This is a genomic window from Bradyrhizobium sp. WSM3983, assembly GCF_000473045.1.
Lineage (GTDB): Bacteria > Pseudomonadota > Alphaproteobacteria > Rhizobiales > Xanthobacteraceae > Bradyrhizobium.
The window spans coordinates 1-17,192 of sequence record NZ_AXAY01000043.1; the positions used below are offsets into that span (position 1 = coordinate 1).

Below are 17,192 nucleotides of genomic sequence, written 5' to 3' on the forward strand. Positions count from 1 at the left end.
GGAGCCGTCCGCGCAGCCATCGGCTCGACGCTCTTACGTTCGCCCGGCAATATCAAGCCGGTGCAATAGTCACGCAGCGGCCTCATCCGCACTGCCTGACCGATCACACTTCCAAGCCCAGCTACATAGGCCGCAAACCGTGCCCCGCTGCTTTCACCCTGATTGAGATCCATCTGGCCCTCCGCATGCCAAATATTGAATCTCCTCAAATATTTGATTCTCCGCCCACCGCGGCCGCGACCGAATGACTCAGTAAGATTAGCCGCAAGGCGTAATCCGCCATCTTGGTCCGGCAAAGTTCGGCGGATTACGCCAGCGGACTGCGCTTCGCGCAGCCGCGGGCTAATTAGATTAGCTCGTAGGGCGGATTGGTTAGCGAAGCGTAATCCGCCACCTTCGTGCGGCGCGATGAGATTGGCGGATTACGCCTTCGGCTAATCCGCCTACGATCGCGCCACCTTCTCGAACTTCTTCACCAGCCGCTCGCGCTTGAGCCGCGACAGCCGCTGGATCCAGAACAGGCCGTCGAGCTGGTCGATCTCGTGCTGGTGGCAGACGGCGCGCAAGCCGTCCGATTCCTCAGCTCGCGTGTCGCCGTCGAGATCCCGATAGCTGATCCGCACGCGCGCGTGGCGCTGCACCTCGTCATTGACGCCGGGCATCGAGACGCTGCCTTCCCGGTGCAGGATCATCTCCGGCGAGGCCCATTCAACTTGCGGATTGACGTAGGTCTGCGCGCCAATCCTGGCGTCGAGCTCGAGCACGACGACGCGAAGGGGCACACCGATATGCGGCGCGGTGATGCCGATTCCGGGCGCTGCGCGCATCGTTTCCAGCAGATCGGCTGCAAGCTCGCGCAAGCCGTCGTCGAAGGCGGTGACGGGGCGGGCCGGCATGGCGAGCCGGCGGTCGGGATAGCGGACGATGGGACGAATGGTCATGCAGGCTCCTACCACTCACGGATGGTTGAAGCACTCGTTCTTGACTACCTACCAACTGGAAGGTAGTTAGCTTCCATGACCAATGTTTCCACGACTGCCGACGACATTCTGGCCTGCGCCTGCACGCTGATCATCGCGGGCGGCTACAACGGCTTCAGCTATGCCGACGTTGCTGAAATCGTCGGCATCCGCAAGCCGAGCATCCACCATCATTTCGCGAGCAAGGTCGACCTGGTCCGCACGCTGGTGTCGCGCTATCGCGAAGAGGCCGAGGCGGGACTGGCGACGCTCGAGCGCAACATTCCGGACCCTCGCGAGCAGCTCAAAAGCTATGTCGGGTATTGGGAGGCGTGCATCGGCGACGCCACGGCGCCCTTCTGCGTCTGCGCGCTGCTGGCCAGCGAGCTTCCGATCCTGCCGGAGGAGGTGGCGCTCGAAGTCCGCTCGCACTTCCGCTCGCTGGCGTCCTGGCTGACGTCGGTGATAGAGCGCGGCAAGCGGAAGGGACAGCTCAAGCTCTCCGGTACGGCCCGGGTCGAGGCTGAAGGATTCATGGCGACCATTCATGGCGCGATGCTGTCGGCGCGTGCCTACGGCGATCCCAAAATGTTCGGTGTGATCACCGCTCCGCTGCTGGATCGGCTGTCGACGAAACACTGACATCGGCGACGACAACGACACCCGCAGGCAACGGGGTGAAGGCATGTCGTCGCGCGTACAGACTACCAACTAGTAGGTAAAGGAACGAAGGCAATGGCTCACTATCAAATGGATCTCGTGCGTGACGATCGCGAGCAATGGCTCAAACAATACTACTTCATCCGCGCGGCGTTCTCCGTCGCCTGGGTCGTTGCCGCGTTTGCCGTCGCACCATCTTCTCCGGCAATCGCCGGAGCCTTGCTCGTGCTCTATCCGGCATGGGACGCCGCGGCCAATTTCGTTGACGCCTTGCGTAGCGGCGGCCTCACTCAAAACCGCACGCAGGCGCTGAACGTTGTGGTCAGCCTGGCGACGACCGTTGCGGTCATCGTTGCCTTGCAAACGAGCATGAACTGGGTGCTCGGCATCTTCGGAGCCTGGGCGATCCTGTCCGGTTTGCTCCAGCTGGGGACCGCGGTCCGGCGCTGGAAGAGTTTTGGCGCGCAATGGGCCATGGTGCTCAGCGGTGGCCAGTCGGCGCTCGCAGGCGGCTTCTTTATCTTTCAGGCTACGACGCCGCTGTCTCCGTCGATCGCGAATGTCGCGGGCTATGCCGCGGTCGGCGCGCTCTACTTCTTCGTCTCGGCCGTGTGGCTCACCGTCAGCGACTGGCGTCAGCGTGCGGCCTCGTGAGGCATCCCAGGTGCCGTTCATTCGCCTGGATAGGGCGTGCCGTCCTTGTGCACGAATCGTCCGTCGGAGTTGGCGCTCATCATGTCGATGTCGGAGCAGGTGGTGAGGTCGTCGGGCCAGCGCGAGCCGACCTCGAGGTAAACGGCGATCGCATCCGACCGGTTGATCATGTGATGGCCGTTGCCGCTGCCTTTCGGGAAGGCGGCGCATTCGCCGGCGCGCAGCACGGTTTCGCCGTCGTCTTCGACGAGGATCACTTCGCCTTCGAGCACATACACGAATTCGTCCTCGTGCGAGTGCCAGTGCCGCTGGCTCGACCAGTTGCCCGGCGGCAGGCGCATCAGATTGACGCCGAAATCGGAGAGGCCCCCGGCATTGCCGAGCCGCTTGCGGATGCGTTCCGCGCAAGGGGCGTCGAAGGGCGCGGGATAGCCGGAGCCCTTGCGGGCCGGGACGGCAGCGACGTCGATTTTTGGCATGCGGGACCTTCCTGAAATCTGCCGCCAGCACGTATGCAGCGCGGGCAGGCGCACCAGAGGTGCCAGCCGTGGAACACGCGTTGGCAGCGGTTGGCAGCGGTCGCGACGGCCGTAAAATAATGTGGGGTCGCCCTGTCTGCGTTCGCCGTTCCCAATCGTCTTCCACCCAGACAGACCTGACGGGAGACAAAGATGACTGCTTCCTCTTATCGCTGGGTGATCGTCGCCGCCGGCGGCTTGCTTGGCTGCGTCGCGATCGGCGGCATGTTTTCGCTACCGGTGTTCCTGCAGCCGATCGCCAAGGACACCGGCTGGTCGGTGACCGGCATCTCCAGCGCGATGACGATCGGCTTCCTGGCGATGGCGTTCACCAGCATGGTCTGGGGCACGTTGACGGACAAGTTTGGTCCGCTGCCGGTGGTGCTGACCGGATCAATCGTGCTGGCGCTGAGCCTGTTTGCTGCGAGCCATGCGACCTCGCTCATTGTGTTCCAGTTCGTCTTCGGCCTGCTGGTCGGTGCCTCCTGCGCCGCGATCTTCGCGCCGATGATGGCCACCGTCACTGGCTGGTTCGACACCCATCGCGGCCTCGCGGTGTCGCTGGTGTCGGCCGGCATGGGCGTGGCGCCGATGACGATGGCGCCATTCGCGGCCTGGCTCGTCTCCAACCATGACTGGCGCACCGCGATGCAGATCGTGGCGCTCGTGGTCGCTGTGATCATGATCCCGGTCGCGCTCCTGGTGCGCCGGCCGCCGGCGCTCGCGCATCCGCCAGCCGCAGCAGCACGCCAGGGCGGCCCGCAAGCCGAGATGTCGGTGGGCGAAGCGCTGCGCTCGCCGCAATTCATCATCCTGCTCGCCACCAATTTCTTCTGCTGCGCCACCCATTCCGGCCCGATCATCCACACCGTCAGCTATGCCGTGAGCTGCGGCATTCCCCTGATCTCGGCGGTGACGATCTACAGCGTCGAGGGACTGGCCGGCCTCGGCGGACGCATCGCCTTCGGCCTGATGGGCGACCGTCTCGGCGCCAAGCGCGTGCTGGTCTCGGGCCTGCTGGCGCAAGCCTTCGGCGCACTCGCTTATGTCTTCGCCCGTGAGCTCACGACCTTCTACATGGTCGCGATGGTGTTCGGCTTCATCTATGCCGGCACCATGCCGCTCTATGCCGTGATCATCCGCGAAAACTTTCCGCTCAAGATGATGGGCACCGTGATCGGCGGCACGGCGATGGCCGGCAGCCTCGGCATGGCGACGGGGCCGCTCGCCGGCGGCCTGATCTACGACGCGTTCTCCAGCTATGCCTGGCTTTATATCGGCTCCTGGGCGATGGGTCTCGGCGCGTTCCTGATGGCGATGACGTTCCGCCCGTTCCCGAAGCCGCGAGCCGAGCCGGCGCCAGTGGCGGCATGACGAGATTGAGGCGCTGCCTCAGAGCTGCGCCTCAATCGCCGCCTTGTCGATGACAGACCACACCTGACGGATTTTTCCATCGTCGAATTCGTAGAACACGTTTTCGCAGAAGGACACACGGCGGCCGTTCACGGCGAGGCCCAGGAATGTCCCGACCGGCGCGCAATCAAATTTGAGCCGGGCGCCAATACGTGGCGGTTCGGAGATCAGCAGCTCAATGTCGAAACGCAGATCCGGAATCTCGCGAAAATCCTGCTCCAGCATCGCGCGATAGCCCGCGAGCCCAAGCGGCCGCGCATTGTGGGCGACCTCGTCGTGCACGAACTGGCCGAGCATAGGCCAATCCCGCCGGTTCAGGCAGGCGATGTAGTCGCGATAGAGGCTGGCGAGTTCGGCTCCGGTCATGGCGATATTCCTGCGGCTCCCAGCCTAACGCGGGAGCAGGGGAATCGGCGCGCCGTTCACAGGCGTTTTTCGAAGAACAGATCTGGATACGGGTCGTCGTTGAAGCGCGGGATCTCGCGCCAGCCGGTGGTGCGGTAGAGCTGGCCGGCTTCCGGCAGCGCGCTGTTGGTGTCGAGCCGCAGCAGCGCGATGTCGAGCGTGCGTGCGGCATCCTCCGCTTCATCCATCAAGCGCTTGCCGAGCCCCAATCCGCGCGCGGAGGGGGCAACCCACAGCCGCTTGATCTCGGCATAGCCGTGGTCCGTTCCCTTCAGGCCGATGCAGCCGATCGGCAGCGTGTCCGACATCGCCACGATGAAGCTGCCGCGCGGCCGGCGCATGTCCTTGGCATCGGGATCGCGCGACAGCGAGACGTCAAACCCCTGTTTGAAGCGGCGGCCGAGCTCGGCGTAATATTCCCTGAGGCAATAGCGTGCCTCGTCGCTTCGCGGATCCCTCTCGGTCAGCGCGATACGGTCGCGCGTCAGCGCGGACGCGATCAGATCCATCGCCGCGAGCAGCGCCTCGGCTTGCGCATTCCGGGCGAGAAGGCTTTCGGCCTGCGTATTCGACAGCGTCTCATAGGCCGCGAATTCGCGCTTGCCTGCACGCGTCAGGCTGGCCACGCGGCGCCGCGCATCGTCCTCATGCGCTTGAGTCTCGATCAGGCCTTCATCTTCCAGGCTGCGCAACAGCCGGCTCATTAGCCCGGAATCGAGGCCGAGATAGTCGCGGACCTCGCTGACGTCGGAGCGTCCGTGTCCGATCGCATTGAGCACGCGGGCCGCCCCCAGCGGCCGGCCGCGCCCGAGGAAAGACGTATCGAGCGCGCCGACAGCGGAGGTCACGGCACGGTTGAAGCGGCGGACGCGGGAGACGGGATCGAGCATTGTCTGACTTTAGTCAGATACAATGGCCTGTCAATCTCGCCTCGCATGGGTGCGCTCCAGGGAACGGATGGCAGGGAACGGATGGTACGTCTCGTGACCACGGAGTGCCGCTCATTGTAATGACAGTGGATTTCGGTGCGGGCTGGTTATGCCGCGGTTGCGCACACGCTAATATGGACCGCAGCAAAACTCGCCCGCCAGACCGAGAGCCCGTAAAATGACATCTGCAACAGCCCGCCGTCCTGCGACGCCGCGCAAACCAGCCAAGCTTTTGCGCACGCACGCGCCAATCGACCTGTCGCCGGTCGAATGGCAACGCGGATTGCGCCGTCAATTCGGCCGGGAGCAGAGCTTCCTCTTGGAGAACTTGGGCGGCGAGCCGTTCTTCTCGGAGTTCCGGGTCACCAACCCGGTTTCGAAATCGAACTATCGGGTGGTCGTCCGCGGGCTCGGACCCGGCGGCAATTTCTGCTCATGCCCGGATTACGCCACCAACGAGCTGGGCACTTGCAAGCACCTCGAATTCACGCTCGCCAAACTCGAAAAGAAGCGCGGCGCCAAAGCGGCATTCGCGCGCGGCTACCGGCCGGCGTTTTCCGAGCTTTATCTGACCAATCAGGGTCGGCGCAGCGTGCATTTTCGTGCCGGCACGGATTGCCCGCCCCAATTGCAGAAGGCCGCAGCGCGTCTGTTCGACCTGGAGCGCGACGGTTTCCTGCCGGACGATCGTCTCGGCGAGCTCGATGATTTCATTCGTCTGGTCTCGAAGAGCGGTCATGAGCTGCGCGCCTACGACGATGCGCTCGACTTCGTTGCGGGACGGCGGGATGCCGACCGCCGCGACGCAAAGCTCCGCCAGTTGTTTCCACGCGGCGCGGCTGACCGCGAGCTGCGGGGGCTGCTGAAGATACCGCTTTATCCCTATCAGGCCGAAGGTGCACTCTTTGCCGTGAGCACCGGCCGTGCGCTGATTGGCGACGACATGGGATTGGGCAAGACCATCCAGGCGATCGCTGCGACGGAGATCCTCGCCGGTCACTTCGGCGTGTCCAGGGTTCTGATCGTTTGTCCGACCTCGCTCAAATACCAGTGGCAAAGCGAACTGGCGCGGTTTTCGGGGCGGCGTGACAAGCGCGGGGCGCGCGTCATCAGCGGTGGCCGCCCGCAACGGGAGAAGGACTACGCGCTGGACGATTTCTGCAAGATCACGAACTACGAGAAGCTCCAGCCCGATCTCGACCTGATCGCCGCATGGGCACCCGAACTGGTCATCGTCGATGAGGCCCAGCGCGTCAAGAACTGGAATACGGTCGCCGCGCGAGCGCTGAAGCGCATCGACAGTCCTTATGCGATGGTGCTCACGGGAACGCCCTTGGAGAACAAGCTGGAAGAACTGATCTCCATCGTCCAGTTCGTCGATCAGCACCGGTTGGGCCCGACCTGGAAGCTGCTGCATGAACATCAGCTCAAGGACGAGAGCGGCCGTGTCACAGGCTACCGCGGGTTGGACAAGATCGGTGAGACCCTGGCGCCGGTCATGATCCGCCGGCGCAAATCCGAGGTGCTGCGGCAACTGCCGAGCCGGACCGACCAGACCATGCTGGTGCCGATGACCGAGCCGCAGATGGACTATCATCGGGAAAATGCCGATCACGTGGCAAAGATCGTGCACCGGTGGCGCAAGTCCAGATTTCTGTCCGACAGGGATCAGCGGCAGCTAATGTGCGCTCTTCAGAACATGCGGATGTCCTGCAACAGCACCTATTTGCTGGATCAGGAGACCGACCACGGTGTCAAGGCCGACGAGGTTGCCGCGTTGCTCGATCAGTTGTTCGCCGAGCCGGACGCCAAGGCCGTGGTGTTCTCACAGTGGACGCGGACCCACGAGATCGTCATCCGCCGCCTGGAGGCGCGCGGGATCGGCTATGTCAGTTTCCATGGTGGCGTGCCGTCGGAGAAGCGGCCGGAGCTGATCCGGCGCTTCCGGGACGATCCGGCCTGTCGCGTGTTCCTGTCGACCGACGCCGGCAGCACGGGTCTCAATCTACAGCACGCCTCGACCCTGGTGAATATGGACCTGCCGTGGAATCCCGCCGTTCTCGAGCAACGCATCGCGCGCGTTCATCGCCTCGGCCAGGCTCGGCCGGTCCAGATCGTCAATTTCGTCGCGAAGGGGACCATCGAAGAAGGCATGCTATCGGTCCTGGCGTTTAAGCGCTCGCTGGCGGAAGGCATTCTCGACGGAGGCAGCAATGAGGTCTCGTTGGGCGGATCGCGGCTGACCCGCTTCATGAAGGATGTCGAGAGTGTGACCGGGAGCATGGGAAGCGGCGAGGCGGTCACTGCGACGGAGGAGGGCGGGCCGGCCGATGGCGCCGGCGATGCCGAATCCTTGGGCGATTCCGCAGGGGAAGTCTCCGTCGTACAAGCCGCCGAGGAAGCCGCTACGGCGTCCCGTGACGTGCCGTCCGATCCGTGGTTGGCGCTGGCTGAAATGGGAGCGCAGTTCATCGGCGCCATCGCTGCGGCAAATGGTGCCGGCTCGCCTGCTCGTCCCCGAATCGAGCGCGACCCTGGCAATGGTTCGCAAAGCCTCAGGATCCCGCTCCCCTCTCCGGAGACCGCGAGCCGTCTGGCCGACGTACTCTCTGCGTTGGCCAGTACATTGCGCGGCGGGACAGCATGACTGACCACACCACTGTTGGAAGATCGATAAGCCCTCGACCCGCTTCGCTGAAATAATCGACGAACATCGCGGTCACGCGATGCACGATCTCCTCTTTTTGCGCGGTCGACAGCGCGGCCTGCGACACCTTGATGTTGGCAAAAGGCATGATCAGTCTCCGTGAACGCGATGGCCGGTCATCCGGTGTCGCCTGCGCGGGAGATACCCGATCGTCTGCGGCGGATAATCCGGCCACCCTTGCCATCACCTGTCGGCTATGTTGAACAATCGGGCCATGGACCGCTTCGAGACCATGCGCCTGTTCGTCCGCCTTGTGGAAAGGCGCAGCTTCACCGCTGCAGCGGTCGATCTCGGTCTGCCGCGTTCCACCGCAAGCGAAGTCCTGCGCGGCCTCGAGGCCCATCTCGGTGTGCGCCTGCTCGAACGCACCACGCGGCATGTTACGCCGACGCTCGACGGTGAGGAATATTATCGCCGCTGCGTCGCGATCCTGGCGGAGGTAGAGGAGGCGGAGAGCGCGATGCGCGACGCCCAGCCGCGCGGGCTGTTGCGGTTCGATGCGCATCCGCTGCTGACGCGCACCTTCATTCTGCCAAAACTGCCCGAGTTCCTGGCACGCCATCCGCTGATCGAGCTGCAGATCGGGCAGGGCGATCGTCTCGTCGATCTCGTGCGCGAGGGAGTCGACTGCGTCATCCGCTCGGGCCAGCCGGACGACAGCGGCATGATCCAGCGCCGTCTCGGCTCGATTGCGGAAGTCACGGTGGCGAGCCCGGCTTATCTGGCCGTGCAGGGCACGCCCGCATCACCCGATGAACTCGACGGGCATCAGATGGTCGGCTTCATCTCGTCGCGGACCGGCGACGTGCTGCCGCTCGAGTTTTCAGTCAACGGCGGCTTGCGCAACATCGTGCTGCCGAGCCGGATCAGGGTGAACAATTCGGACACGATGGCGGATCTGGCGCGGCTCGGCTTCGGCCTGGTGCAGGCGCCGCGCTATCGCTTTGCGGACGACCTCGCCAGCGGCGCGCTGGTCGAGGTGCTGCAAAACCATCCGCCGTCACCGACGCCGCTGTCGGCGCTCTATCCGCAAAACCGCCAGCTCACGCTGCGGCTGCGCGTCTTCCTCGACTGGGTGGGGCGCATTTTTGGCGAGGCGAAGCTCTAGTCGAGGCCAAGCTCCCTGCGCGACTTGCGCGTGAGCCTTGCCGCGATCAGGGCATGGGCTTGCGCGAGATAGGCCGTCAGTTCCGCATCCAGCAGCGCGTTGTTGCTGACGAGCTGCACCCATTTGGCTCGCGCCAGATACGGCGCCGGCCGCGCAACACCGTGCTCGATCAGCATCGCGTAGGCCATGTCCGTAGTCTTGAACATGTAGCTGGCCGTAAAGCCGCCGCTGAGCGCGAACATCTTGCCGCCGACCTTGAACACGGAGGTGCCTTCCCACTGCACCACCTTGTTGGCAGCGGGCAGGCGCAGGCAGCGTGCTTCGAATGTTCTGGGAGTCATGCGGTCGCGACCGCGAGGTAGCACAGGATGCGGCTCAGTGCGCGATCACGGATCCGTGATTTGCTCCTCGATTTTCGAACGCGGGCCGGACGGTGGTGGACGCAGGCCACATCGGCGCGACGGGTTTTGCAGGGCGGGCAACCGTGAGCGAAACCGTCGCGCACACGACCGGTGTGATCTGCGTACGGCAAAATCGTGTGGTCCTGGCGCCCGGAGCCTGTGCGCCAAGTCTCGCGGTGATGTGTGGTCCAACCGGATCCGCCCATCAGCCATCTGCGAGGCGATGGGGGCAATAGTGCATCGCTCCCAGCACGTCATAAGCCGTCAAACCACTGCGCAGGGAAGGCCGTGTGTTGGGCTTCATCTGTATGCCGCTGTGCAGCTTCTATAGCGCAATTGTCGCACAGTGGACTGCGAGGGCGTGTCTGCGGTTTGAACATCTGTCCGAACGTTACCGCAGCGCCAATGGATCACCGTCATCCTGAGGCGCCGGAGCGAAGCGGAGGCCTCGAAGGGCGACGGCCCAGCTGCATCTCGGCCGTTCATCCTTCGAGGCTCCGCGTACGATGCGTTCGCATCGTACGCCTCGCACCTCAGGATAACGGAACGGGCATTGCGCGCCTCCGCACCGTGCTTTGTGAGTTGTACATGCGCCTCAGACCGTTACCATGGGCCGCCCCGGAACACGGGAGCCAGCAGCGAGCGGAGGCGACATGAGCGAGCGGGACCATAAAGTCAAAGGATCCGACCTGTTCGTTGCGGCGCTGGAGAACGAAGGCGTTGACCGCATCTTCGGCGTGCCCGGCGAAGAAACCCTCGACCTCGTCGAATCGCTGCGCACTTCCAAAATCCAATTGATCCTGACCCGTCATGAGCAGGCCGCCGCCTTCATGGCCGCGACCCATGGAAGGCTGACGGGCAAGCCCGGCGTTTGTCTCTCCACGCTTGGGCCCGGCGCGCTCAACCTGTCGACCGGCGCTGCCTATGCGCATCTCGGCGCGATGCCGATGATCCTCATCACCAGCCAGAAGCCGATCATGAGCAGCCGGCAGGCGCGCTTCCAGATCGTGGACGTGGTCGCGACCATGAAGCCGCTGACGAAATTGTCCCGGCAGATCATCAACGCCTCCTCGATTCCCACCGTGGTGCGCGACGCCTTTCGCGTGGCAATGGAGGAGCGGCCGGGACCGGTGCATCTCGAATTGCCCGAAGACATCGCCGGCGACAAGGTGCCGGCCGTTCCTGTGATCCCGATCCACCCGATCGATATCCCGGTCGCCCACCGCGCCGCGCTCGACCGTGCCGCCGAAATGATTCTGTCCGCAAAGCGTCCGCTGGTGATGATGGGCGCCGCGACCAGCCGGCCGCGCTCGACGCACGGCATCGCGAGCTTCGTACGGCGGACCGGCATTCCGTTCTTCACCACGCAGATGGGCAAGGGCACCGTGCCCGGCGGCACCAATCTCTACATGGGCACCGCGGCGCTGTCCGAGCGCGACTATGTCCACGACGCCATTGACGCCGCCGATCTGATCGTCGCGATCGGTCATGATGCGATCGAGAAGCCGCCCTTCATCATGGGGCCGTCCGGGCCGAAAGTCATTCACGTCAGCTACACCTCGGCCAGCGTCGAGCAGGTGTATTTTCCCGATGCCGAGGTCGTCGGCGACGTCGGCCCGAGCCTGGAGCTTCTGGCCGACCGGCTCGAAGGCAAGCTGCCGCAGGCGGCGGCGCTGTTGCCGTTGCGCGAAGAGATCCTCAGCCACATCGCCGACCGCGCCACCGAGACGCGCTGGCCGCCGACGCCACAGCGCATCGTGCACGACATCCGCCAGGTCATCCCCGAGAACGGCATCGTCGCGCTCGACAACGGCATGTACAAGATCTGGTTCGCGCGCAACTACCGCACGCGCGTCGCCAACACGCTGCTGCTCGACAATGCGCTGGCGACGATGGGCGCCGGCCTGCCATCGGCGATGATGGCCGCGATGCTCTATCCCGACTGCCGCGTGCTCGCGGTCGCCGGCGACGGCGGCTTCATGATGAACAGCCAGGAGATGGAGACCGCCGTTCGCCTCAAGCTCAATCTGGTCGTGCTGGTGCTGGAAGACAACGCCTACGGCATGATCCGCTGGAAGCAGGCCGTTGACCATTTTGCTGATTACGGCATGACCTTTGGCAACCCCGATTTTGTGCTCTACGCCAAGGCTTATGGCGCCAAGGGCCATCGTGTCGCAAGCATCGACAGCTTTGGCCCGACGCTCGATGCAGCCTTCAAGGAGGGCGGCGTGCATCTGGTCGTGATCCCGATCGACTATTCGGAGAACGTGCGCGTGCTGGTCGACGAGCTGCGGGCGCATGAGAAGTCGAAGGGGTGAGAACTACGGTCTCGTGCCCCGGACGCAGCGCAGCGCTTCTTCAGCGGTGCGCTGCAGAGCCGGCGCCCACGCATCAGCGAACTCGATGGCTTCCTGGGTCCCGGCTCTGCGCAGCAACGCTAAAGCGTTGCAGCGCGTCCGGGACACGAGAGGAGCTTGTCTCGTGCTCCCCAATCAACGACACTGACCATCATCCAACCAAAAACAGGAATAAGATATGACTCGCGTTCGCTGTATCACCGAGATGGGCATGGGCGTCGACGTTCACGGCAGGGACGCCACCAAGGCGGCGAAGCGGGCGGTGTCGGATGCGATCCGGCATTCGAGCCTCGGTTTCTTCCGGATGATCGGCAAGACCGCGAACGACATGTTCGTCGACGTCACCATCGGCGTGCCCAATCCCGAGGCCGTCGACAAGGAGGCGGTTGCCAAGGAGCTTCCCTATGGCACCGTGACCGTCAACGCCGTCAAGGGCGGGCTGGAGATTCCATCGGCCACGGAGCAGGCCAACGACCCCATCCTCATCGCCAACGCCGCTGTCATCGTCAGCTTCGACAAGGATTAGGCCGGTGTCCGACAGCGATCTGAGGCTACTGGATCGTCCGATCTGGAGCGCGCTGACGACGAGCCATAAGCATCTGGCCGAAGGCGGCCCGCGGGCGCTGCGCTATCCCGTGGACATGACGCCATTCGCCGATATGGCCGACATGTCCGCGGCAAGCTTTGTCGCGCTCGGTGATCTCATGTCGGGCTCGCAAGTTGCCGCGCTGTTTACGCCGGAGCCGGTTGATGTGCCGGCCGGCTTCAAGGTCGTGCTGGCCGAGACCGGCGAGCAGATGATCGGCTCGCCCGCCGACAGTCCGTTGCGTGGCGTGGAGATCGTGAGGCTCGGTGAGCCCGACGTTCCGGCGATGATGGCGCTGACGGCGCTGACCAAGCCCGGGCCGTTCGCGTTGCGAACGCATGAGCTCGGCACGTTCCTCGGCATTCGCGCTGGCGGAGAGCTGGTCGCGATGACGGGCGAGCGCATGAAGCCGGGCAAGTTCGTCGAGATGACGGCGGTCTGCGTCCATCCCGACTTTCGCGGGCGCGGCTACGCGCAAGCGCTGCTCGCGGCGGTCGCGCGCCAGATCGAAGCGCGCGGCGAGATTCCCTTCCTGCACGTGTTTTCGAACAACACATCCGCCATTGCGCTCTATCAGCGCCAGGACATGCGCATCCGCCGTCGTCTGCACGTGACGGCCTTCATGAAGCAGGAATGACGGCCTGGCGCTGCACGCCGGGACGAGGAGGTCGAACGGGCTTCCCCGTGGCCGATTCGTTGCTATATCCATCGCGATCAATTCGGGGAGGAGCCTATTTATGGACGCCAGGACACCAGATTTTTCCGCAGCACGGACGGCGATGCAGCGCTATGTCGATCAGGAGATCATCCCCGGCGTGTCCTGGGTCGTGCTGCGTGGACGCGAAGTGGTCGACCAGCAATGCGTTGGCTTTGCCGATCGCGAGGCGAAGACGGCGCTCCGGCCGGACCACATTTTCCGCGCGTTCTCCAACACCAAGATCTTCGTCACCTCCGCGATCATGCTGCTGGTCGAGGAGGGCCGGATCGGGCTCGATGACCCAATCGAGAAATTCCTGCCGCAGCTTGGCAATCGCAAGGTGCTGAAGCAGGGCGCTTCGAGCCTCGCCGATGTCGAGCCGGCGAAAAGCCAAATCACGATCCGTCAGTTGCTGACCCACACGTCGGGTCTCAGCTACGGCATCTTCGATCCCGGCACAGTGCTGTTCAAAGGCTACAACGCCGCGGGCGTGCTCAACCCGCTGACGCCGTTGACCGACATGATCGACAAGCTCGCTGATCTGCCGCTGTCCTATCATCCCGGCACGAGCTGGGAATATTCGGTGGCGACCGACGTGCTCGGCCGCGTCGTGGAGGTCGTCTCGGGCAAGCCGCTCGACGTCGTCTTCAAGGCCCGTATCCTCGATCCGCTCGGCATGACCGATACCGGCTTCTCCGTGCCTGAAGCGCAGCAGGGCAGGCTGGTTGCGCACTATATCGGTGCCGACGTGCTCGATCCCACGAAGCCGGGCCTGACGCGCGCCGATCATCTGCCGTATCCGCAGGCCTATCGACGGCCGTTCCCGCGGCTGTCGGGGGGCGGCGGATTGGTCTCGACCCTGCCGGACATGCTCGCGCTGGTGCGCGCCCTGGTACCCGGTCCGGATGCGCTGCTGAAGCCGGAGACGTTGCGGCTGATGATGACCAACCAGTTGCCGGAAGGCCAGACCATCCGCTTCGCCAATCTGGGGCCGATGCCCGGCAAGGGATTTGGCCTCGGCGGCGCCGTGACCTTCGCGCCGACGCAGTTCGATCCTCCGAATTCCACCGGCGAATTCCAGTGGGGCGGGCTCGCCGGCACCCATTGGTGGATTTGCCCTGAGGCCAATACCGCCGGCGTCCTGATGGCCCAGCGCCACCTGGGCTTCTGGAATCCGTTCTTCTTCGAGTTCAAGCGTCTGGCCTACCAGGCGGCCGGAGGCTGACGGCCGGCGTGCCGAATTATCTCGGTCTCGATGGATTTCGCTTCGGCTGGGTTGCAGCGTGGATCGATGATCGCGGCGATCACGGATTCGACTATTCTCCGGGCCTCACGCGTCTGCTCGCGATGCCGCATGCGCGTGCGATGATCGACATGCCGATTGGGTTGAAGACCGAAGGTTATCGAAGATGTGACCTGCGTGCGCGTGAAATGGTGGGCCCCGCTGTATTCCTCGGGGCCCGCCGCGATCTCTGGATATTTCCCGACATGGCGGCGGCCAACCGGCACTATTGGGAGCACGAAGGCAAGGGCAGGGGTGTCTCGGCCCAGCTCTGGAATATCTCCGGCAAGATCAGGGAGGTCGACGAGATCATGACGCCGGAACGGCAAGCGACGATCGGCGAGGCACATCCGGAATTGATCCTCTGGAATCTCGCGGGGCGAGTCCGGCTCGCGAAGAAGACATCGGCGGAAGGCCGCGAGCTACGCATCGCGCTATTGGCGCAACGCGGCTTCACGCGCTTGCCGAAATGGCTGACGCTGCGCCACAGCACCGGCATCGGCCGCGACGATCTCATCGATGCCTGCGCCTGCGCAGTCGCGGCGCGGGACAGTACGCAGCGTGTGGGCGGAGATGAGATCGATCCGCGCGGCCTGCGGATGGAGATCCATTACTGAGGCGGTGGCTGGCAGCCCCGCGTCCGGGAAAAACAGGCAAATTATTTGAATCATGCAGGAACTGGCGATGGCCGGCCGCGTTCCCCGTCCGAACAGAATTGAGAGAAGCTCGTGCGATGAATGATGCCAGTCAGTTCGCGACAGCGATGCTCGCGCTCGTCTTTGCCGCAGCATTGCTCGTCACCGCGCAGCTCTTCGTCGAGCAGCGCGCTCAACGCGACGTGGTCTACGCCACAAATTATCTGCTGCGGCCGTTGTAATTCGGCTGAACGACCCGGCCTTGCGCCCTTAGATGGCTCGTCTAGATTAAGCGGCATCTCACGCAAGCAGCCGGGGTCCCGATGTCTGATTTGTCCGTCTTTCCGATCACCAGGCGCTGGCCTGCCAAGCATCCGGAGTTGCTGCAGCTCTATTCCTTGCCGACGCCGAACGGCGTCAAGGTTTCGATCATGCTGGAGGAGATCGGACTGCCTTACGAAGTCCATCTCGTGGACTTCGGCAAGGACGACCAGAACACGCCCGAATTTCTCTCGCTCAATCCGAATGGCAAGATCCCGGCGATCGTCGATCCCAACGGTCCCGGCGGCAGACCGCTGCCGCTGTTCGAGTCCGGTGCGATCCTGCAATATCTCGCGGAGAAGACCGGCAAGCTGTTGCCGCACGATGCTGCGCGGCGCTACCAGACCATCCAGTGGGTGCACTTCCAGATGGGCGGCATCGGGCCGATGTTCGGCCAGGTCGGCTTCTTCCACAAATTCGCCGGCAAGGATTTTGAGGACAAGCGGCCGCGGGATCGCTACGTCAGCGAGGCCAAACGCCTGCTTGGCGTGATGGACACGCATCTTGCCGGCCGGCAATGGTTCATGGATGACGAGTACACCATCGCCGACATTTCCATGCTCGGCTGGGTGCGCAACCTCGTCGGCTTCTATGGTGCCGGCGATCTCGTCGAATTCACCCAGTTCAAGTCGGTCGCGGCGTGGCTCGAACGCGGGCTTGCACGTCCGGCTGTGCAGCGCGGGCTGGACATTCCGAAGCGGGCATGAGGCTAGAACAGCCGCCCGCCGTTCGGCACCGGTTTGCTCGGCTGCATCAGCACGACCTTGCCATCGGCATCGGGAAAGCCGAGCGTCAGCACCTCCGAGACAACAGGTCCGATCTGGCGCGGCGGGAAATTGACGACGGCGGCGACCTGCTGTCCCACCAGCGTCTCGAGCGGATGGTTTTCGGTGATCTGCGCCGAACTCTTGCGAACGCCGATGGCCGGGCCGAAGTCGATCCACAGCCGCCAGGCCGGCTTGCGCGCCTCGGGAAACGGTTTTGCATCGACGATGGTGCCGACGCGGATATCGACTGCAAGGAACGTGTTGAAGTCGATCGTGGGCGAGATGGATGCGGCGGGATCGTGGGTGACGTGCATGGAGTGTCCATTCGGAAGAGGTCGAAAGCGACGTTCGCAATATTGTCGCGCGAAGCGGAGTTGCGTACAACGCCACAGCACGTCACGACGCATGCGCGAGGACCGTCTTGCCCAACATCATCTACGGCATCAAGAACTGCGACACCATGAAGAAGGCGCGCGCCTGGCTCGACACCCATGGCATCGCCTACGAGTTCCACGATTACAAGGCCGTCGGCGTGGAGAAGGACAAGCTCAAGCAATGGAGCGACAAGCTCGGCTGGGAGACGCTCCTCAATCGTGCTGGCACCACCTTCAAGAAGCTGCCCGAGGCCGATAAGGAAGGCCTGACCGAGAGGAAGGCCCTGGCGCTGATGCTAGCGCAACCATCGATGATCAAGCGGCCGGTGCTCGAAATCGGCGGCAAGCTCCTGATAGGCTTCAAGCCGGACATTTATAACAAGGAAGTCGGCGCCAAATCGCGGAAGAGCTAATCAAGA

19 protein-coding genes and 2 pseudogenes are annotated in these 17,192 nt (G+C 63.8%); 13 read left to right on the forward strand and 8 right to left on the reverse strand.

Annotated features, from left to right (window positions below; genetic code table 11):
• Window positions 1-173, reverse strand: a pseudogene (locus tag YUA_RS50640) (IS701 family transposase); the annotation flags it as partial.
• Window positions 174-443: 270 nt separating this feature from the next.
• The gene (locus YUA_RS0137060) at window positions 444-941 is read right to left on the reverse strand and encodes a peptide deformylase (RefSeq protein ID WP_027535173.1); all 498 of its coding nucleotides are present in this window, start codon (window positions 939-941) and stop codon (window positions 444-446) included.
• Window positions 942-1,016: 75 nt separating this feature from the next.
• On the opposite strand from YUA_RS0137060, the gene YUA_RS0137065 reads away from it, so the two are divergent.
• A complete protein-coding gene (locus YUA_RS0137065) occupies window positions 1,017-1,601 on the forward strand; it encodes a TetR/AcrR family transcriptional regulator (RefSeq protein WP_027535174.1) in 585 nt (194 codons plus the stop codon).
• A 93-nt stretch (window positions 1,602-1,694) separates the two neighbouring features.
• On the forward strand, window positions 1,695-2,273 hold the full coding sequence (locus tag YUA_RS0137070; protein ID WP_027535175.1) for a DUF308 domain-containing protein: 579 nt from the start codon (window positions 1,695-1,697) through the stop codon (window positions 2,271-2,273).
• 17 nt (window positions 2,274-2,290) lie between these two features.
• On the opposite strand, the gene YUA_RS0137075 is transcribed toward YUA_RS0137070, so the two are convergent.
• Window positions 2,291-2,752: a cupin domain-containing protein gene (locus tag YUA_RS0137075; protein ID WP_027535176.1), complete on the reverse strand. Its 462-nt coding sequence runs from the start codon at window positions 2,750-2,752 to the stop codon at window positions 2,291-2,293.
• A gap of 192 nt (window positions 2,753-2,944) precedes the next feature.
• Here YUA_RS0137075 and YUA_RS0137080 point away from each other — a divergent pair, with 192 nt between their 5' ends.
• Window positions 2,945-4,165, forward strand: coding sequence for an MFS transporter (locus YUA_RS0137080; protein WP_027535177.1), 1,221 nt, complete (start codon window positions 2,945-2,947; stop codon window positions 4,163-4,165).
• Between the two features lie 18 nt (window positions 4,166-4,183).
• On the opposite strand, the gene YUA_RS0137085 is transcribed toward YUA_RS0137080, so the two are convergent.
• A complete protein-coding gene (locus tag YUA_RS0137085) occupies window positions 4,184-4,570 on the reverse strand; it encodes an ester cyclase (RefSeq protein ID WP_027535178.1) in 387 nt (128 codons plus the stop codon).
• Window positions 4,571-4,626: 56 nt separating this feature from the next.
• A complete protein-coding gene (locus tag YUA_RS0137090) occupies window positions 4,627-5,499 on the reverse strand; it encodes a bifunctional helix-turn-helix transcriptional regulator/GNAT family N-acetyltransferase (RefSeq protein ID WP_027535179.1) in 873 nt (290 codons plus the stop codon).
• A gap of 217 nt (window positions 5,500-5,716) precedes the next feature.
• Here YUA_RS0137090 and YUA_RS0137095 point away from each other — a divergent pair, with 217 nt between their 5' ends.
• Entirely contained in the window at window positions 5,717-8,185 is a 2,469-nt protein-coding gene (locus YUA_RS0137095; protein ID WP_027535180.1) for a DEAD/DEAH box helicase, read from the forward strand.
• 34 nt (window positions 8,186-8,219) lie between these two features.
• Here YUA_RS0137095 and YUA_RS49310 read toward each other — a convergent pair.
• Window positions 8,220-8,333: pseudogene (locus tag YUA_RS49310) on the reverse strand (4-oxalocrotonate tautomerase family protein); the annotation flags it as partial.
• A gap of 126 nt (window positions 8,334-8,459) precedes the next feature.
• Here YUA_RS49310 and YUA_RS0137100 point away from each other — a divergent pair.
• Window positions 8,460-9,353, forward strand: coding sequence for a LysR family transcriptional regulator (locus YUA_RS0137100; protein ID WP_027535181.1), 894 nt, complete (start codon window positions 8,460-8,462; stop codon window positions 9,351-9,353).
• On the opposite strand, the gene YUA_RS0137105 is transcribed toward YUA_RS0137100, so the two are convergent.
• Window positions 9,350-9,694: an MmcQ/YjbR family DNA-binding protein gene (locus tag YUA_RS0137105; protein ID WP_027535182.1), complete on the reverse strand. Its 345-nt coding sequence runs from the start codon at window positions 9,692-9,694 to the stop codon at window positions 9,350-9,352. The genes YUA_RS0137100 and YUA_RS0137105 overlap by 4 nt on opposite strands.
• A gap of 713 nt (window positions 9,695-10,407) precedes the next feature.
• On the opposite strand from YUA_RS0137105, the gene YUA_RS0137110 reads away from it, so the two are divergent.
• The 7 genes from YUA_RS0137110 to YUA_RS0137140 all read left to right on the forward strand — a co-directional run bounded on the left by YUA_RS0137110 (window position 10,408) and on the right by YUA_RS0137140 (window position 16,339).
• Window positions 10,408-12,072 (forward strand): acetolactate synthase large subunit, encoded by a 1,665-nt coding sequence (locus YUA_RS0137110; protein ID WP_027535183.1) that lies wholly within the window; start codon window positions 10,408-10,410, stop codon window positions 12,070-12,072.
• 217 nt (window positions 12,073-12,289) lie between these two features.
• Window positions 12,290-12,637, forward strand: a complete 348-nt coding sequence (locus YUA_RS0137115; RefSeq protein WP_027535184.1) for a Lin0512 family protein — start codon at window positions 12,290-12,292, stop codon at window positions 12,635-12,637.
• Between the two features lie 4 nt (window positions 12,638-12,641).
• On the forward strand, window positions 12,642-13,334 hold the full coding sequence (locus tag YUA_RS0137120) for a GNAT family N-acetyltransferase (protein WP_027535185.1): 693 nt from the start codon (window positions 12,642-12,644) through the stop codon (window positions 13,332-13,334).
• Window positions 13,335-13,434: 100 nt separating this feature from the next.
• Window positions 13,435-14,619 (forward strand): serine hydrolase, encoded by a 1,185-nt coding sequence (locus tag YUA_RS0137125; protein WP_027535186.1) that lies wholly within the window; start codon window positions 13,435-13,437, stop codon window positions 14,617-14,619.
• Between the two features lie 8 nt (window positions 14,620-14,627).
• On the forward strand, window positions 14,628-15,293 hold the full coding sequence (locus tag YUA_RS0137130; RefSeq protein ID WP_027535187.1) for a DUF429 domain-containing protein: 666 nt from the start codon (window positions 14,628-14,630) through the stop codon (window positions 15,291-15,293).
• A 116-nt stretch (window positions 15,294-15,409) separates the two neighbouring features.
• Window positions 15,410-15,553 carry a hypothetical protein gene (locus YUA_RS51365; protein WP_198029574.1) on the forward strand — a complete coding sequence of 48 codons (144 nt, stop codon included), beginning with the start codon at window positions 15,410-15,412 and terminating at the stop codon, window positions 15,551-15,553.
• An 81-nt stretch (window positions 15,554-15,634) separates the two neighbouring features.
• Window positions 15,635-16,339 carry a glutathione S-transferase family protein gene (locus tag YUA_RS0137140; RefSeq protein WP_027535188.1) on the forward strand — a complete coding sequence of 235 codons (705 nt, stop codon included), beginning with the start codon at window positions 15,635-15,637 and terminating at the stop codon, window positions 16,337-16,339.
• A gap of 2 nt (window positions 16,340-16,341) precedes the next feature.
• Here YUA_RS0137140 and YUA_RS0137145 read toward each other — a convergent pair whose 3' ends face one another.
• Window positions 16,342-16,713 carry a tRNA-binding protein gene (locus tag YUA_RS0137145; protein WP_027535189.1) on the reverse strand — a complete coding sequence of 124 codons (372 nt, stop codon included), beginning with the start codon at window positions 16,711-16,713 and terminating at the stop codon, window positions 16,342-16,344.
• A 107-nt stretch (window positions 16,714-16,820) separates the two neighbouring features.
• Between YUA_RS0137145 and YUA_RS0137150 the strand changes: the two genes are divergently transcribed.
• Complete coding sequence (locus YUA_RS0137150) at window positions 16,821-17,186, forward strand: ArsC family reductase (RefSeq protein ID WP_027535190.1); 366 nt, start codon at window positions 16,821-16,823, stop codon at window positions 17,184-17,186.
• The last annotated feature ends 6 nt before the right edge of the window (window positions 17,187-17,192 follow it).

Excerpts from the sequence above, each read along its gene's own strand:
- YUA_RS0137125 (WP_027535186.1), top strand. The coding sequence starts at position 13,435 with ATGGACGCCAGGACACCAGATTTTTCCGCAGCACGGACGGCGATGCAG.
- YUA_RS0137075 (WP_027535176.1), bottom strand. The coding sequence starts at position 2,752 with ATGCCAAAAATCGACGTCGCTGCCGTCCCGGCCCGCAAGGGCTCCGGC.
- YUA_RS0137060 (WP_027535173.1), bottom strand. The coding sequence starts at position 941 with ATGACCATTCGTCCCATCGTCCGCTATCCCGACCGCCGGCTCGCCATG.
- YUA_RS0137140 (WP_027535188.1), top strand. The coding sequence starts at position 15,635 with ATGTCTGATTTGTCCGTCTTTCCGATCACCAGGCGCTGGCCTGCCAAG.
- YUA_RS0137110 (WP_027535183.1), top strand. The coding sequence starts at position 10,408 with ATGAGCGAGCGGGACCATAAAGTCAAAGGATCCGACCTGTTCGTTGCG.
- YUA_RS0137080 (WP_027535177.1), top strand. The coding sequence starts at position 2,945 with ATGACTGCTTCCTCTTATCGCTGGGTGATCGTCGCCGCCGGCGGCTTG.
- YUA_RS0137100 (WP_027535181.1), top strand. The coding sequence starts at position 8,460 with ATGGACCGCTTCGAGACCATGCGCCTGTTCGTCCGCCTTGTGGAAAGG.
- YUA_RS0137115 (WP_027535184.1), top strand. The coding sequence starts at position 12,290 with ATGACTCGCGTTCGCTGTATCACCGAGATGGGCATGGGCGTCGACGTT.
- YUA_RS0137070 (WP_027535175.1), top strand. The coding sequence starts at position 1,695 with ATGGCTCACTATCAAATGGATCTCGTGCGTGACGATCGCGAGCAATGG.
- YUA_RS0137090 (WP_027535179.1), bottom strand. The coding sequence starts at position 5,499 with ATGCTCGATCCCGTCTCCCGCGTCCGCCGCTTCAACCGTGCCGTGACC.
- YUA_RS0137085 (WP_027535178.1), bottom strand. The coding sequence starts at position 4,570 with ATGACCGGAGCCGAACTCGCCAGCCTCTATCGCGACTACATCGCCTGC.
- YUA_RS51365 (WP_198029574.1), top strand. The coding sequence starts at position 15,410 with ATGAATGATGCCAGTCAGTTCGCGACAGCGATGCTCGCGCTCGTCTTT.
- YUA_RS0137095 (WP_027535180.1), top strand. The coding sequence starts at position 5,717 with ATGACATCTGCAACAGCCCGCCGTCCTGCGACGCCGCGCAAACCAGCC.
- YUA_RS0137105 (WP_027535182.1), bottom strand. The coding sequence starts at position 9,694 with ATGACTCCCAGAACATTCGAAGCACGCTGCCTGCGCCTGCCCGCTGCC.
- YUA_RS0137065 (WP_027535174.1), top strand. The coding sequence starts at position 1,017 with ATGACCAATGTTTCCACGACTGCCGACGACATTCTGGCCTGCGCCTGC.
- YUA_RS0137145 (WP_027535189.1), bottom strand. The coding sequence starts at position 16,713 with ATGCACGTCACCCACGATCCCGCCGCATCCATCTCGCCCACGATCGAC.